The organism is Nonomuraea sp. NPDC048892, assembly GCF_040649735.1.
Taxonomy (GTDB): Bacteria; Actinomycetota; Actinomycetes; order Streptosporangiales; family Streptosporangiaceae; genus Nonomuraea; species Nonomuraea maheshkhaliensis.
The window spans coordinates 46984-62193 of record NZ_JBEZFZ010000034.1 but is presented as its reverse complement, the minus strand read 5'-3'; the positions used below and the strand labels follow the sequence as shown (position 1 = coordinate 62193).

13 protein-coding genes are annotated in these 15210 nt (G+C 72.0%); 7 read left to right on the top strand and 6 right to left on the bottom strand.

Going from position 1 to position 15210, the window contains the following annotated elements; translation table 11 throughout:
- Positions 1–16 precede the first annotated feature (16 nt).
- The 7 genes from AB0C28_RS50095 to AB0C28_RS50065 all read left to right on the top strand — a co-directional run bounded on the left by AB0C28_RS50095 (position 17) and on the right by AB0C28_RS50065 (position 8950).
- On the top strand, positions 17–847 hold the full coding sequence (locus AB0C28_RS50095; protein WP_357858041.1) for a DMT family transporter: 831 nt from the start codon (positions 17–19) through the stop codon (positions 845–847).
- 62 nt (positions 848–909) lie between these two features.
- Positions 910–2115, top strand: a complete 1206-nt coding sequence (locus AB0C28_RS50090; RefSeq protein WP_358083673.1) for a glycosyltransferase — start codon at positions 910–912, stop codon at positions 2113–2115.
- Positions 2112–2816, top strand: a complete 705-nt coding sequence (locus tag AB0C28_RS50085) for a DUF998 domain-containing protein (protein ID WP_358083615.1) — start codon at positions 2112–2114, stop codon at positions 2814–2816. Before AB0C28_RS50090 ends, AB0C28_RS50085 begins: the two co-directional genes overlap by 4 nt.
- 135 nt (positions 2817–2951) lie before the next feature.
- Positions 2952–3668, top strand: coding sequence for a hypothetical protein (locus AB0C28_RS50080; protein WP_358083612.1), 717 nt, complete (start codon positions 2952–2954; stop codon positions 3666–3668).
- A complete protein-coding gene (locus AB0C28_RS50075) occupies positions 3665–4405 on the top strand; it encodes an isocitrate lyase/phosphoenolpyruvate mutase family protein (RefSeq protein WP_358083609.1) in 741 nt (246 codons plus the stop codon). The genes AB0C28_RS50080 and AB0C28_RS50075 overlap by 4 nt, the downstream gene beginning before the upstream one ends.
- 7 nt (positions 4406–4412) lie before the next feature.
- Positions 4413–7400, top strand: coding sequence for a BTAD domain-containing putative transcriptional regulator (locus AB0C28_RS50070; protein WP_358083606.1), 2988 nt, complete (start codon positions 4413–4415; stop codon positions 7398–7400).
- Positions 7401–7435: 35 nt separating this feature from the next.
- Positions 7436–8950 (top strand): MFS transporter, encoded by a 1515-nt coding sequence (locus AB0C28_RS50065; RefSeq protein ID WP_357858027.1) that lies wholly within the window; start codon positions 7436–7438, stop codon positions 8948–8950.
- A 66-nt stretch (positions 8951–9016) separates the two neighbouring features.
- On the opposite strand, the gene AB0C28_RS50060 is transcribed toward AB0C28_RS50065, so the two are convergent.
- From AB0C28_RS50060 to AB0C28_RS50035, 6 genes are all read right to left on the bottom strand, one after another.
- A complete protein-coding gene (locus AB0C28_RS50060) occupies positions 9017–9955 on the bottom strand; it encodes a serine hydrolase (RefSeq protein ID WP_358083603.1) in 939 nt (312 codons plus the stop codon).
- 119 nt (positions 9956–10074) lie between these two features.
- Positions 10075–10947, bottom strand: a complete 873-nt coding sequence (locus AB0C28_RS50055) for an alpha/beta hydrolase (RefSeq protein ID WP_358083600.1) — start codon at positions 10945–10947, stop codon at positions 10075–10077.
- Positions 10948–10960: 13 nt separating this feature from the next.
- Positions 10961–12355: an FAD-dependent oxidoreductase gene (locus AB0C28_RS50050; protein ID WP_358083598.1), complete on the bottom strand. Its 1395-nt coding sequence runs from the start codon at positions 12353–12355 to the stop codon at positions 10961–10963.
- A gap of 21 nt (positions 12356–12376) precedes the next feature.
- A complete protein-coding gene (locus tag AB0C28_RS50045) occupies positions 12377–13162 on the bottom strand; it encodes an ABC transporter permease (protein WP_357858015.1) in 786 nt (261 codons plus the stop codon).
- Positions 13159–14010: an ABC transporter permease gene (locus tag AB0C28_RS50040; protein ID WP_358083596.1), complete on the bottom strand. Its 852-nt coding sequence runs from the start codon at positions 14008–14010 to the stop codon at positions 13159–13161. Before AB0C28_RS50040 ends, AB0C28_RS50045 begins: the two co-directional genes overlap by 4 nt.
- Positions 14011–14014: 4 nt before the next feature.
- On the bottom strand, positions 14015–15208 hold the full coding sequence (locus AB0C28_RS50035) for a spermidine/putrescine ABC transporter substrate-binding protein (RefSeq protein ID WP_358083593.1): 1194 nt from the start codon (positions 15206–15208) through the stop codon (positions 14015–14017).
- Positions 15209–15210 lie beyond the last annotated feature (2 nt).

Sequence of the window (15210 nt, the reverse complement as noted above, 5' to 3'; positions counted from 1 at the left end):
TCTGAAAGGAGTGCGCATGACTGTGCTGGCCGCGGTAATAGCCCTGGTCGGTTCGCTGTTCTTCGCGCTCGGGGCCGCGCTGCAGCAGTTCGAGGCGGCCGGCACCGCCGAGCCCGGACTGCTCGCCCTGCTCAGGAGGCCACGCTGGCTGCTGGGCGGCGCGTCCATCCTGGCGGGTGGCGGCCTGCACATCGTCGCGCTCGGGCTGGGCCCGCTGACCGTCGTCCAGCCCATGGGCGTGGCCAGCCTGCTGTTCGCCCTGCCCCTGGCCGCCGCGCTGCACGGCCGCAGGCCGGCCCGCAACGAACTGGCCGCGGCCGGTGTGGTGGCGATCGGGCTGATCGGCCTGGTGCTGCTGGTGCCGGAGTCGGAAGGCCCCACCCGACTCAGCCCGGACGGCGTGCTCACGCTGCTCGCCGTGGCCGGCATCGCGGCGGTGCTGCTGTGGGCCGGCTCGAAGGCCGCCTCGCCGGCGGGCCGGGCTGCGCTGCTGGCCACCAGCTCCGGCGTCCTGTACGGCGCCACCGCCACCCTCGTGCGCGTGCTGGTGGACGGCGGCTGGAACTGGTGGTACCTGCTGGCGCTGCCGGTGCCCGCCCTGCTGGCGCTGGTCATGCTCCAGCGGGCCTACGCCGTCGGGCACTTCGGCGTCTCCTTCGCCTCACTGCAGATCACCGACCCCCTGACCGCGGTGGCGTTCGGCGCGCTGCTGCTGGGCGAGCCGCTGCCGACCGGGATCCTGCCGGTCGTGGCCGCCCTCCTGACCGCCGCGGGCACCGTGGCCCTGGCCAGGACCAGCCCGCTGGAGACCCACCGAGACCGCGAACCACTCGTCCCGACCCCCTGATCAACATCCCTCTCGGCTGTCCCCAAGCCACGACCGCAAGACCGGAGTAAACGACCATGGCCATGCCCCTTCACACCGTTTCCGACGTCGCCGCGCTCTCCCCTGCTCCCGAGCGCCCCCGCCGGATCCTGATCTCCACCGACACCTATCCCCCGGACGTGAACGGCGCCGCCTACTTCACCCATCGCCTGGCCACGGGCCTGGCCGCGCGCGGCAACGACGTGCACGTGGTCTGCCAGTCGGAGGCCGGCCCGGCCAGCGCCGACGTCGTGGACGGCGTCGTGGTGCACCGGCTGCGCTCGGCGCCGCTACTGGTCCACCCGACCATGCGCGTCACCGTGCCGACCCGGCTCGACCGGCTGGTCGCCGACATCAAGCCGGACGTGCTGCACACCCAGGGCCACTTCGTGGTCGGCCGGGCCGCCATCGCCGCCGCCCGCCGGGCCGGCGTGCCGATCGTGGCGACGAACCACTTCATGCCCGACAACCTCTTCCAGTTCGCCCACATCCCCGAACGGCTCAGGATCAAGGCGGGCCGGCTGGCGTGGCGCGACTTCAGCCGAATCTTCAGCCGGGCCGACCACATCACCACGCCCACCCCGCTGGCCGCGAAACTCCTGTCCGACCAGGGCTTCGGGGGCGAGGTCGAGCCGGTGTCCTGCGGGATCGACCTGACCAGGTTCCACCCGCGCGCCGAGCCGAAGTCGTGGGCGCGCAGGATGTTCGACCTGCCCGACCGGCCCACGGTGCTGTTCGTCGGCCGGCTTGACGAGGAGAAGCGGCTGGACGAGCTGGTCCGCGCGCTGCCACTGGTGCTCAACGAGACCGACGCGCAGGTGGCGCTGGTCGGCAAGGGCAACCAGCGCGACGTGCTGGAGCGGCTGGCCCGGCGCATCGGAGTGAGCGACCGGGTCTTCTTCCTCGGCTTCGTCCCCGACGAGAACATGCCGCAGGCGTTCTCCGCCGCCGACGTGTTCGCCATGCCGGGCGTCGCCGAGTTGCAGAGCATCGCCACGCTGGAGGCCATGGCCTCGGGGCTGCCCGTGGTCGCCGCCGACGCGATGGCGCTGCCGCACCTGGTGGAGGAGAACGGCTATCTGTTCCAGCCCGGCGACGTGGTCGGGCTGGCCAGGCACCTGACCGCCGTCCTCGCCGACGACGGCCTGCGCGCCCGGCTCGGCAAGGCCAGCAGGGAACTGGCCCTGGCCCACGACGACCAGTCCTCGCTCGCCCGGTTCGAGCGGATCTACGATGAGGTGACGCGATGACGATCGCACGCAGCGTCTGGGGGACGCTGATCGGCACGACGGTGTCGGCGGGCGCGCTGGCGTACGCGCACGTGGCGCTGCCCGACCAGACGCTGCTCAGTGACTACGCGCTGCTCTCCGGCGGGCTGGCGCCCGTACTGATCGGGATGCTGGCACTCGCGGGAGCGTGCCTGAGCCTGGCGTACGGGCTGGCGATCGTGGACCCCGCACGCACCGCGGCCACCCGCGTGCTGCTGCTGGCCGGGGCCTTCGGTCTGATGATGAGCGGCATATTCCCCACCGACCCCGGCACCTCGCAGGTGGGCTCGCTGTCCGGCGAGATCCACCGCTGGTCGTCGGCGATCGTGTTCACCTCGCTGCCGGTCGCCGGCTGGGTCCTGGCCCGTGGCCGGTCGGCCGCCCCGAGGTGGAACGCGGTGCGGGCCATGAGCGTGGCCTCCGGGGTGACGCTGGCGATCTACCTGGCGGCCCACCCCGCCACGATCACCTCGGCGCTGATCAACGGCGGCGCCTACTACGGGCTGCTGGAGCGCGGCATGGTGCTGGCCGAGATGGCGCTGCTCATGGCCATGGCGCTGGCGATCGGCGGCGGCAGGGGCGCCGCGCGGAACGCGGTCGCGCCCACGGCGACCACGGCGGCCGAGCAGGACCGGCCGGAGAACCCGGAGCGGCCGGAGGGCCAGGAACGGCTCGCCGCCTGACAGCGCACGCCGCCGGCAAACTCACCCCTCCTGCGAGCGGCACGCCGCCGATGACGGGACGGCCCGCGTCCCGCGGACGTCACCGCTCGGCATACTTCGACCGCCGTCGAAAGGACCAGGTCATAGCGTGAGGCCATGCACATCGAGGCCACGCTCATCACCCGTCATGCCGAAGCCGAGGCGGTGCTCGCCGACATCAGGTACGTGCCGCCTCCCGTACGCCAGAACGGCGAGGAGGGGACGCTGGCCTGGCTGCGCGCCCACGTGTCGCGGTTCAGCACCGGCGAGGCGCACGCCGAACGCCGCCGCGCCCTGACCGACCTGCTGGACGGGCTGGACCCGGCCGAACTGCGCGAGCGGGCCAGATCCATGACCGAGCAGCGGCGCGGAGACTGGCGCGGCGTGCCCACGCAGGTGCTCGGAAGCGCGCTCGGGGTCGCCGACACCAGCGCCGTGCCGGCCGCCGCGGCCGGATACCTGTCGGGCGAGGAGAGCCCCCAGGCCGACGCCGCCGTCGCCGAACTGCTGAAGCAGGCCGGCCTCCCCGCGATCACGCTGCTGCTGCAGGGGTACGCCGCTACGGAGGGCCTCACCGCGAACGCCCTGGAGCGGGCCCGGCCCGGCGACGACGTCGACGCGCTGCTACGGGAGACGCTGGCCTGGCACCCACCGCTCACGGTCACTCGCAGGCTGGACACGCTCACCGGCGACGAGGTGACGATCGACCTGGTGGCCGCCAACCGCGAGGCTCCGGACGACCACCTGACCTTCGGCCACGGCGTGCGCCCCTGCCCCGCGCCCGCGCACGCGCTCGCCCTGGCGGCGGGCGTCCTGGAAGGAGTGCTCTCATGAACTTCCACGACCTGCACCGCCCCGGCGACCCGCTGCTGCTGCCCAACGCCTGGGACTACGGCTCCGCCGCCTACCTGGCCGCGCAGGGGTTCCCGGCGATCGGCACGACCAGTCTCGGCGTGGCCGCCGTGCACGGCAAACCGGACGCGGCCGGACGTACCAAGGCCGAGACGATCGAGCTGACCGAGGCGATCAGCGGCCTGGGGGTCCTGGTCACCGTGGACATCGAGGGCGGGTTCAGCGACGATCCGGCGGAGGTCGCCGGCCTGGTCGCATCCCTGGCGGCGCTCGGGGTCGCGGGCGTCAACCTGGAGGACGGCCGTCCCGACGGCACGCTGCGGCCCGTCGAGCTGCACCAGAGCATCATCGAGGCGGCCAAGGGGCACGGCGTGTTCGTCAACGCCCGTACGGACACGTGCTGGCTGCGTACCGGTGACACGCTGGAGCGCGTCCGCGCCTATGGGCACGCCGACGGGATCTTCGTGCCGGGGCTGAGCGACCTCAAGGAGATCGCCGAGATCGCGGCGAGCACGCCGCTGCCGTTGAACGTGCTCTACCAGCCGGACGGTCCCGGCCTGGCCCGGCTCGCGGAGGCCGGCGTGGCCAGGGTGAGCACCGGGTCGCTGCTCTATCGCGCCGCGCTGCGGGCGGGGCTCGCGGCTGTGCTGGACGTACGCGGCGAGCCGGCCCCGCACATGCCGACATATGCGGAGATCGCGGAGCTGTTGCCGCGATAATCGAGAGATGCGCTTCCAGATCCTCGGGCCCACAACCGTGCTGGACGAGGACGGCGAGCCGGTCGCGCTCGGCGGTCCCCGCGTCCGCGCCCTGCTGGCGCTGCTGGCCCTGCACGCCGGCCGCATCGTCGGCGCGGAGCAGCTCGTGGCGGGCCTGTACGGCCCCAGGCCCCCTGAGGGCGTGGCGAACGCGCTGCAGTCGCAGGTGTCCCGGCTGCGCCGGTCGCTGGGCAAGGACCTGGTGGAGTTCCACCCCGCCGGTTACCGGCTGGTGACCGATCCGCAGGAGGTGGACGCGCGCAGGTTCGAGCTGCTGGCGTCCGCCGGCAGGCAGGCGCTGGCCGGCGGGGACGCGGAGCGGGCGGCGGCGCTGCTGCGCGAGGCCCTGGAGCTGTGGCGGGGCGCGCCGCTCGCCGACGCCCCGCACGCAGGTGCCGCCGCCGCGGCCCTGGAGGAGCTGCGCCTGACCGCCACCGAGGACCGGGTGCAGGCGGACCTCGACCTGGGCCGGCACCGCGAGCTGGTGGCCGAGCTGAGCCAGCTGGCCGCCGCCCACCCGCTGCGCGAGCGGCTGCGCGCCCAGCTCATGCGCGCCCTGTACGGCAGCGGCCGCCAGGCGGAGGCGCTGGCCGTCTACACGGACGCCAGGAAGCTGCTGGACGAGGAGCTGGGCGTCGAGCCGGGCGCCGAACTCGCCGCCGCCCACCTGGCCGTCCTGCGCGCCGACCCGGCGCTGAGCAAGACGACGGCGTCGCGGGTGGAGCCGTCGGCGGGGCGGGCGCGGGGCAGGCAGGGGCTGCGGGCACAGCTCACCAGCTTCGTCGGCCGGTCCGAGGAGCTCGGCCAGGTGAGCGCCAGGCTGCGAGCGGGACGCCTGGTCACGCTGATCGGCCCCGGCGGTGCGGGCAAGACGCGGCTGGCGATCGAGGCCGCCGCCCAGGAGAGCGGCGACGTGTGCTTCGTGCCGCTCGCGCCCGTCTCTGCGCCCGCCTCTGCGCCCGCCTCTGCGCCCGCCTCTGCGCCCGCCTCTGCGCCCGCCTCTGCGCCCGCCTCTGCGCCCGCCTCTGCGCCCGCCTCTGCGCCCGCCTCTGGGGCCGCCTCTGGGGCCGCCTCTGGGGCCGCCTCTGGGGCCGACGGCGTGGCGAGCGCCGTGCTGGCCGCCCTCGACATCCGCGACGCGCTGCTGCACCACCCCGACCGGCCCGCCGTGGACCCCCTGTCCAGGCTGCTCGCCGCGCTGGCCGATCGCGAGCTGCTGATCGTCCTCGACAACTGCGAACACCTCGTGGCGGCCACGGCCGAGCTGGCCGATCAGCTGCTGGCCGCCTGCCCCGGCCTGCGCGTGCTGGCGACCGGGCGGGAGGCTCTGGGCATCACGGGCGAATCGATCCTGCCCGTCTCGCCGCTCGGCCTGCCGCCGCCGGAGACGGGCAACCCGCTGGACTACGCGGCCGTGCGGTTGTTCGCCGACCGGGCGGCGGCCGTGCGGCCGGGCTTCGCCGTGGACGCGGGCAACGCCGCGCAGGTGGCGCACATCTGCCGGGCGCTCGACGGGCTGCCGCTGGCCATCGAGCTGGCCGCGGCCCGCCTCCGTACGCTGTCGGTCTCCGACATCGCGGCCCGGCTCGACGACCGGTTCCGGCTGCTGACCCGCGGCAGCCGTACGGCACTGCCCCGCCACCAGACCCTGCGCGCGGTCGTCGCGTGGAGCTGGGACCTGCTGGACGAGGACGAGCAGCGGATGGCCAGGCGGCTGAGCGTGTTCGTGGGCGGCGCGCGGCCGGAGGCGGCGGAGCGGGTGTGCGGGCTGCCGGAGGAGGTGCTGTTCTCGCTGGCGGAGAAGTCGCTGGTGGAGTTCGCGGACGGCCGGTTCCGGATGCTGGAGACGATCAGGGCGTTCTGCGCCGAACGGCTGGCGGAGTCGGGCGAGCAGGAGGCGATCCGCGACGCGCACGCCGGCTACTACCTGGACCTGATGATGGAGGCCGACCCCCGGCTGCGCACGTCGGAGCAGATGGAGTGGCTGGCCCGCCTCGACGAGGAGAGCGCCGACCTCGACGCGGCCGTGCGCTGGAGCACCGAGACCGGGCGGCTGGAGCTGGCACTGCGGCTCATGGCGCACGGCGCCTGCTACTGGTGGATGCGCGGCCACCGCCGCACCAGCGCGGACCTGGCCTTGGGGCTGCTGGCCGCGCTGGGCGAGACACGCTTTCCCGGCCGCGAGGAGGAGTACGTCATGTGCGTGCTCATCACCGCCTGGTCGGGAGCCAGGAACGAGACGCTGCGGGCGCGCCTGGACGAGGCGCGCCGCCTGCTGCCGATCACCCACCTGCCGATGCGGGTGGAGTTCCTGATGATGCTGCTGTCGATGTTCACCGGCCCGCCCGAGGATTTCGAGACGATCTACCGTCTGCTGGAGGAGGGCAGGACCGAGCCGCTGCCGCCCTGGCAGGAGGCACTGTCCTTCAGCGGCCAGGCGTTCGTTCTTCAGGTGCTCGGCCGTACGGACGAGTCGCTGGCCAGGTTCGAGCGGAGCCTGGATGCGTTCAAGGCGCTCGGGGAGCGTTGGGGCACGGTGCTGGTGGTGTCCGGGCTCGGTGCGCTGCGCCAGGCGCAGGGCGACTACCGCGCCGCGTACGCGCTGGCCGACGAGGCGCTCAGCACGGCGCTCGAACTGGACGCGAACACGGAGATCGCCGAGAGCCTGTGCCGGCGGGCCGACGCGCTGGTCCACCTGGACGACCCCGGCAGGGCGTGGGACGACTACGTACGGGCGGCCGAGCTGTCGCGCAGGAACGGCTCCATGGAGACCCTGGCCTGGGCCTGGCTGGGCCAGGGCGAGGTGGCGCTGGCGCGCGGCGACCTCGATCGGGCCCGTACGCTGCTGCTCCAGGCGCGCGAGGTGTGCCCGGACGGCTGGTTCAGCACCGAGGACACCCGCGAGCGCATCGCCGCCGGGCTGGCGGCGATCAGCCGGGCGGTCAGCGAGCGGTAGGCCCGCCGTCAGCCGCCGCCCCGACAGTGGGCGGCATGAAGAACAAAGGGGCCAGCCTGGCGATCGCCTGCCTGGCCACGCTGCTGCTCTCGCTCGACCTCACGGTCCTGCACCTGGCGCTGCCCCGCCTGGTGACGGATCTCGGCGCGAGCTCCACGCAACTGCTGTGGATCGGCGACATGTACGGCTTCGCGCTGGCCGGCCTGCTCGTCACCATGGGCAATCTCGGCGACCGCATCGGCCGCAAGCGCCTGCTGCTCATCGGCACGGCCGCGTTCGGGGCCGCCTCCGCCGTCACCGCGTACGCGCCCACCCCCGAGCTGCTGATCGCCGCCAGGGCACTGCTGGGTGTGGCCGGAGCCACGATCATGCCCTCGACCCTGTCGATCGTGCGCAACGTGTTCACCGATCCCGGCGAGCGGACGGCGGCGGTCGGCATCTGGAGCGGGATGAGCGCCGCCGGCTTCGCCGTCGGACCGGTCGTGGGCGGACTGCTGCTCGACCACTTCTGGTGGGGCTCGGTCTTCCTGATCAACGTGCCCATCATGGCGCTGGTCCTGGTCGGCGGCATCGTGGTGCTGCCCGAGTCGCGCAACCCGGACGCGGGCCGGATCGACCTGGCCAGCGTGGCCCTGTCGTTCACCGGCGTGGTGAGCACCGTCTACGCGATCAAGGAGGCCGCGCACAAGGGGCTGGAGCACGCCGACGTGCTCGGCGCGGGCGCGGCCGGGATCGGGCTGCTGGCGCTGTTCGTCTGGCGGCAGACGCGGCTGGCCGAGCCGCTGATCGACGTACGGCTGTTCGCGCGCAGGGCGTTCAGCGTCTCGATCCTGACGAACCTGCTGGCGATCTTCGCCATGTCGGCCATGATGCTGATGTTCGCCTGGTACCTGCAGCTCGTGCTCGGCTGGTCGCCGCTGCTGGCGGGGCTGGCGCAGCTGCCCGGCGGCCTGAGCGGCGCGGCGGGCGGCATCCTGGCCGCCAAGCTCATCCAGCCGCTCGGCAGGAACGGCGTGGTGGCGCTGGGGCTGGCCATGAACGCGGGCTCGTTCCTCTACTACACGACGCTGGGCACCGAGCTGAACTACCTCACGCTGCTGCCGATCTGGATCATCGGGGGCATGGGGGTCGGGTTCGCCTTCACCGTCAACAACGACAACGTCCTGGCCACCGCGCCGAGGCAGCGCGCGGGAGCGGCGGCCGCGGTGTCGGAGACGGCGTTCGAGCTGGGCGGGGCCCTCGGCATCGCGATCCTGGGCACGGTGCTGACCAGCGCCTACCGGGCCGGCCTCGACCTGCCGGCCGGGGCGCCGGGCGGCGAGGCCGCCGCCGAGTCCATCGCCGGCGCGGTGGGTGCCGCCGCCGCACTGCCGGCCGAGCAGGGCGAACAGCTCGTCCGGGCGGCTCAGGCGGCCTTCATCGAGGGCATGCACCTGACGTCGTACGTGACGGCGGCGCTGCTGGCCGTGGTGGCGGTGCTGGCGCTGGCCGGGCTGCGCGGCGTGCCGAAGGTGATCCCCGAGGAGGTGCTGGCCGGCGGGCACCGATGAGCCCCACCAAGTCGGGATCAACCGGCAGGCCCAGGCGGCGGGCAGGGGCCGCGGCGGACGGTGAGGTCAGGCGGTGGGGTTGGTCGGGCAGGGGCGGGTGATCGTCGGGGAGAGGTCGTCGAGGCGGGCGCCGATGCGGCGGGCGATGCCCTCGATGGTCTGGATCCCCGTCCCCTCCCCCGGCTGCCGATCCGTCTGCACCGACAGCAGCAGGTCCCGCCCCGGCCCCGCCACCCGCCCGTAACTCGTCACGGCCCACGTGTTGTGGATGAACGGCCGCGGCGTCCACCCGTTCTTCAGCGCCACCCGGTCCCCCGCCCTGGCGGCGGCGCTGACCCCCCACGCCTGGTCCCGCTGCACCCGTTCCATCAGCCCGAGCACCGTCCGCCTGTCGGCGGCCGTCAGCCCCCTGCCTCCCTTGATCAGCACCTTCAGCAGGCGGATGCGGTCGGCGGGGCTGGTGGTGGTGCCGCCCCAGAACTTGCTCGGCCCCGGCGTGGTCTCCCTGAGCCCGATCCTGCGGTAGAACTCGCTCATCCCGCCGCCCGCGCCCACCCGCGACCAGAGCGCGTCGGCGGCGCTGTTGTCGCTCTCCGTGATCATGCGGGTGGCCAGGTCGCGCTCCCCCTCACCGAGCCGGCCGGCCTTGCGCGACAGCAGGGCCGCGAGGATGTCGACCTTGGCGCCGCTGGCGGTGATCAGGTCGTGCTCGTGCTCGCCCTGGCCCACTCTGACCCCGCTCACCAGGTCGAGGGCGCCGTAGACGATCCGCCCCGGGCGGCTGCTCATGTATCGGGCGATGTCGCGTTCGAGCCGGGCGCGCGCCACCACCCCGGCCCGTTCATCACGAAACTTCAGCAGACATCGGGCGACCTTGACCGGCGCCCGCACCGCGACGGGCACCACCGGCGCCCGCTCCTGCCCACACCCCGCCGTCACCAGCGCGGAAGCCACCAGCAGCCCAATCACCGGGCCTGGCCCGAGCCACAGCCACTTCCTACGCACGCGCGAACCCCCGTGATCTCGACGGGGGTCACCCGGATGATGCCCGGCCAGGCGGCCGGCCCTATCCGACCAGGCGCTTTCCTGGTCAGATGTTCAGCCCGGCCTTGCCGACCGCAGGCTCAGAGGTGCTCGTCCAGGAAGCTCGCGGTCGCGTCGACAGCCTGCCCGACATACGGCTCGCGGTCGTAGAGGTCGATGTGCCGCTGGGCGTCCACCCAGACGATCCGCTTCGGCTGGTCGAGCCGCTTGAACACCTCCTCGGCCCCCTCCGGCGAACAGAACCGGTCCACCACCCCGTGCACGATCAGCGCCGGCTTCGGCGACAGGAAGTCACCGCCCATCATGTTGTCCATCGTGAGCAAATCCAGCACGCTGGCCCTGGTCACCTCGTTCGCCCAGAGCGGCGAGGCGCCGCGCTCGCTGCCGTAGTACGCGTACGGCTCGTCGCCCGGCATCGCGGCCTCCCCCTGCTCGGCCACGGCGGGCACGTACTCGACCGGTCCGCCGTGATCCTGCCGCTCAAGCACCTCGGTCAGGGACGCCAGCGCCACCTGGTAGTCCATGCCGGACCGCATCGCGTACGGGTTGTTGTACGCCCCGGCGATCCCGGCGAAGACCCGTACGCGAGGATCGAAGGCGGCGAACTTGAGCGCGTAGCCGCCGCCCAGACAGATGCCGACCACCCCGATCCGCCCGGCGTCCACCTCGGGCCGCGAGCGCAGGAACGACACCGCCGCCCGCAGGTCGTGCAGCTTGCCCTGGGGGTCCTCGTGACGGCGCGGCTGCCCGTCCGACTCGCCCCAGTTGCGGTGGTCGAAGGACAGCGTGGCGTAGCCGCGCTCGGCGAGCCTGGCCGCGTAAAGCCCGGTCACCTGGTCGCGCACCCCGGTGAACGGCCCCGTGAACACCAGCCCCGGCCACGGCCCCTGCCCGCCGGGCACCCGCAGGTCCCCGGCCAGTGTGAGGCCGTCGGCGTTGAACTCAACTCTCATGCGCACAAGTGTGCTACGAGTCGAACCCGAGGCCCATGCGGTCGAGCGCGCGCAGCCACAGGTTGCGCCTGCCCTCGTGCTGGTCGGCCTGGGCGATCGACCAGCGGGTGAACTGGATGACCCCCGAGCGCACCGGCTCGGGCGGGAACGGGATCGGCTTCTCCCGCACCATCCGCAGCTCCGTCCGCTCCGTGGGCTCGCCCGACAGCAGGTCGAGCATGACGTTCGCGCCGAACCGGGTGGCCCCCACGCCCATGCCCGTGTAGCCGGCGGCGTAGACGAGCCGGCCGCCGTGCGCCTGCCCGTAGAAGGCGCTGAACCGGCTGCAGGTGTCGATCACGCCGCCCCACCTGTGGGTGAAGCGCATGTCGGCGAGCTGCGGGAAGGTGTCGTAGAAGTGGCCGGCGAGCTTGACGAACGTCTCGTCGCGCTGCTCGTACTCGGCCTTGACCAGGCCGCCGTTGTAGTAGACGGCGTCGTAGCCGCCCCACAGGATGCGGTTGTCGTCGCTCAGCCGGTAGTAGTGGAACCGGTTGCCCGAGTCGCCGACGCCCTGCCGGTTGTGCCAGCCCACCGAGGCGAGCTGGGCGGCGGTCAGCGGCTCGGTCATCAGCGCGTAGTCGTACACCGGCACGACGAAGTGGCGCAGCCGGCGCAGCAGCGGCGGGAACACGCCGGTGCCCAGCGCCACCTGGCGGGCGGTCACCACCCCGTACGGCGTGCGCAGGCTGATCGTGGCGCCGTCGTCGCGCATCGAGCGGACGGGGGTGCGCTCGTGGACGCGTACGCCGAGGCGCAGGCACGCCGCGCGCAGGCCCCAGGCCAGCCGGGCCGGGTCGAGCATGGCGCAGCCGCTGCGCTCCCAGAGCCCGGCCAGGTAGGTGGGCGAGTTCACCTCGGCCCGCACCTGCTCGCGGTCCATGGGCACGTAGTCGAGCCCCAGCTCGGAGATCAGGTCGAGGTGCTCGTTCAGGCTCTCGACCTGCCACGGCTCGGTGGCCACGTGCAACTCGCCGGTGCGCTCGAACGAGCAGTCCACGCCGTAGCGCTCAAGCGTGCGCTCGATCTCGTCGAGGTTCTCCACGCCCATGCGTTCGAGCCGGTCGATCTCCTCCGGCCACCGCTCCAGCCCGTTGGCCAGGCCGTGGGTGAGCGTCGCCATGCAGAACCCGCCGTTGCGGCCGGTGGCGGCCCAGCCGATCCTGCGGCCTTCGAGCAGGACGACGTCGAGCGAGGGGTCGCGTTCCTTGGCCATCAGGGCGGTCCACAGCCCGGAGAAGCCGCCGCCGACCACGACCAGGTCGGCGGTGGTGCCGCCGATGAGCCGCGGCCTGGGCTCGGGTCTGGCCGGGCTGTCCAGCCAGTACGGCTTGCGCTCCGCGTCAGCCAGCGCCTTCAGCGGATCCACGAAATCCCACTTCCCTCGTTGTCAGGTGCGGCGGCGGGCGGCGACCGCGTTGGCGATCGCGATCAGCACACCGATGCCGAAGATCAGCGTACCCATGACGTTGACCTGCGCCGGGATGCCGGTCTTGACCGCGCCGACGATCCACAGCGGGAACGTCACGGTCGAGCCGTTGACGAAGCTGGTCACCACGTAGTCGTCCACGGACAGCGCGAACGACAACATCGCGCCCGCCAGCACGCCCGGCATGATCGCCGGCAGCGTCACCTGCCGGAACGTGCCCCAGGCCGTCGCTCCCAGGTCCCTGGCCGCCTCCTCCAGCGACGGGTCCAGCGTGACGACCCTGGCCCGCACGGTGACGACCACGAACGACAGCGAGAACAGCACGTGGGAGACGATGATCGTGTTGCCGTCGCGCGGCACGTTGCCGGAGACGAACAGCGACAGCAGCGAGGCGCCCATGACCAGCTCGGGCGTGGAGATGGCGGCGAAGACGAGGAAGTTCGTCACGCCCTTGCCGCGGAAGCGGTGCCGGCCGAGCGCCAGGCCCAGCATGGTGCCGATCACGACCGTGATGACCGTGCTGACCAGGGCGATGACCAGGGTGTTGCGCAGCGCCACGGTCAGGTCGGGGATGTCGAACAGCTCGCCGTACCAGCGCAGGGTGAAGCCCTGCCAGGTGGTGTTGGACTTGCTCCGCTTGTCGTTGAACCCGAACAGGATCATCACGGCGATCGGCGACGACAGCCAGAGGATGACCATCCACGTGTAGAGGTGCAGCAGGCGGTCGCCGAACCTCGCGCCCCTCATCGGGCCGCCGCCTCAAGGACGTTCTCGGTGCCGAGCGCCCGCGCATAGACGAAGATGCCGACCAGCAGCACCGCCATGAGCGTGAACGACAGCGCCGAGGCGGTCGGGTAGTCGAGGTTGGTCAGGTACTCGGTCTGGATGATGTTGCCGATCATCGTGTTGGAGGTGCCGCCGAGGATGGCCGCGTTGATCGGGTCGGCCGTCGCGGGCACGAACGTCATCAGTACCCCGGCGAACACGCCCGGCAGCGACAGCGGCAGCACCACCCGGCGGAAGGCCGCCGCCCGGGTCGCGTACAGGTCCTGCGCCGCCTCCACGACCCGCGGGTCCACCCGTTCGAGCGCCACGTAGATCGGCAGGATCATGAACGGCAGGAAGTTGTACGTCAGCCCGCCGACCACGGCGAACGTGGTGGCCAGCACGTGGAAGTCGGCCGGCAGCAGCCCCCAGTCCTTCAGCGTGCCGAACAGGATGCCGTTGTCCGACAGCAGGAAGTTCCACGAGATCGTGCGCAGTACGAACGAGACGAAGAACGGCAGCAGGAGCAGGAAGAGGTAGACGGACTTGCGGTGACCCGCCTTGAACGCGATCCAGTACGCCACCGGATACCCGATGACCAGCATGGCCGCCGTGGCCAGCCCGCCGTAGAGCAGCGAGCGCAGCAGCTGGGGGCTGTAGGTGCCGATCGCGTCGGCGTAGTTGGAGAAGCTGAAGGTCATGGCGAAGCCGTCGATGGCGTTGCCGGTCTGCAGCGACACCGACGCCATCGCGGCCATGGGCACGACCAGGAAGATCGCCAGCCACATCCAGCTCGGCAGCGCGAGCAGGTAGGGGGTGAGCCGCCGCATCGCGCTAGGCCTGGGTGATGGACTGGAAGATCGGGTTGAACACCTGCTCCTGCTGGGTGGTGAGCTGGGTGTAGGAGCGCAGCTTGGCGTAGTCGGCCTCGGTGGGGAACATGAGCGGGCTGTCCACCATGTCCTCCAGGGCCTTCTTGTCCGCGCCCTTGGCCGTCTTCGCCTTCTCCCGCAGCAGGTCCTGCACGGCCGGGACGGGCGTGACGAACTGGATGAACTCGTCGAGCTCGGCGGCCACGGCCGGCTGGTAGAGGTAGTCCATCAGCATGAGGGCGTCCACCGGGTTGGCCGCGCCCTTGGGGATCAGCATGTTGTCGGTCCAGATCGTGCCGCCCTCTTCCGGGACGATGAACTTGACCGGTTCGCCGGCGAGCTGGCGCTGGAAGACGTCGCCCGACCAGGCCATGCTCAGCCAGATGTCGCCCTTGGACACCGCATCGATATACGACTGATCATAATATTTCCGGACAATTCCGGCGTCGCGTTGCGCCTTGAGCTTCTCGCCGGCCTTCTTCCAGTCGGCCTCGGTCGACTTCTCCGGATCGATGCCCAGCGCGATCATGCCGAAGTTGCCGATCTCCTGCGCGTCGGACATCATCCCGACCCGCCCCTTGTACTTGGCGTCGAACAGCGACTCGATGCTGGTGATGTCCTCTTTGACGTACTCGGTGTTGTACGCGATCCCGGTCACCCCCGACGTGTACGGAACCGTGTACTTGTTCCCGGGGTCGTAGGCCCGCTCCTTGTACTTCTGCCCGGCGTTGGCCTGGAAGTTCGGCAGCTTCGACTGATCGAGCGCCACCACGTAGCCCAGCTCGATCATGTGCTGGAGCTGGATGCCGTTGGTCATGACCACGATGTCGTAGCCCAGCGACTGCCCGGCCCGCAGCACGGGATCGGCCTTGCCGAAGAACTCGGCGTTCTCCTGGATGACCTCTTTGTACTCGTAGGAGATGCCGGTGTCCTTCTTGAACCGCTCCAGCGGTCCCTTGTCCTCCGGCATGTACTCGGGCCAGTTGGCGAAGACGACCTTGCCGTTCTTGGTCTGCTTGGACCAGTAGTCCGCCACGGCGTCGGCCTTGGGCGGCGCCACCTTCTCCCCCTGCACGCCACAGGCGGCCAGGGCGAGACCGGCGGCGGAGAAGCCGGCCAGCCTGAAGACGTCACGACGGGTGCGGGGCTGCGTCATTC

Excerpts from the sequence above, each read along its gene's own strand:
- AB0C28_RS50085 (WP_358083615.1), top strand. The coding sequence starts at position 2,112 with ATGACGATCGCACGCAGCGTCTGGGGGACGCTGATCGGCACGACGGTG.
- AB0C28_RS50095 (WP_357858041.1), top strand. The coding sequence starts at position 17 with ATGACTGTGCTGGCCGCGGTAATAGCCCTGGTCGGTTCGCTGTTCTTC.
- AB0C28_RS50045 (WP_357858015.1), bottom strand. The coding sequence starts at position 13,162 with ATGAGGGGCGCGAGGTTCGGCGACCGCCTGCTGCACCTCTACACGTGG.
- AB0C28_RS50080 (WP_358083612.1), top strand. The coding sequence starts at position 2,952 with ATGCACATCGAGGCCACGCTCATCACCCGTCATGCCGAAGCCGAGGCG.
- AB0C28_RS50040 (WP_358083596.1), bottom strand. The coding sequence starts at position 14,010 with ATGCGGCGGCTCACCCCCTACCTGCTCGCGCTGCCGAGCTGGATGTGG.
- AB0C28_RS50075 (WP_358083609.1), top strand. The coding sequence starts at position 3,665 with ATGAACTTCCACGACCTGCACCGCCCCGGCGACCCGCTGCTGCTGCCC.
- AB0C28_RS50035 (WP_358083593.1), bottom strand. The coding sequence starts at position 15,208 with ATGACGCAGCCCCGCACCCGTCGTGACGTCTTCAGGCTGGCCGGCTTC.
- AB0C28_RS50090 (WP_358083673.1), top strand. The coding sequence starts at position 910 with ATGCCCCTTCACACCGTTTCCGACGTCGCCGCGCTCTCCCCTGCTCCC.
- AB0C28_RS50065 (WP_357858027.1), top strand. The coding sequence starts at position 7,436 with ATGAAGAACAAAGGGGCCAGCCTGGCGATCGCCTGCCTGGCCACGCTG.
- AB0C28_RS50070 (WP_358083606.1), top strand. The coding sequence starts at position 4,413 with ATGCGCTTCCAGATCCTCGGGCCCACAACCGTGCTGGACGAGGACGGC.
- AB0C28_RS50055 (WP_358083600.1), bottom strand. The coding sequence starts at position 10,947 with ATGAGAGTTGAGTTCAACGCCGACGGCCTCACACTGGCCGGGGACCTG.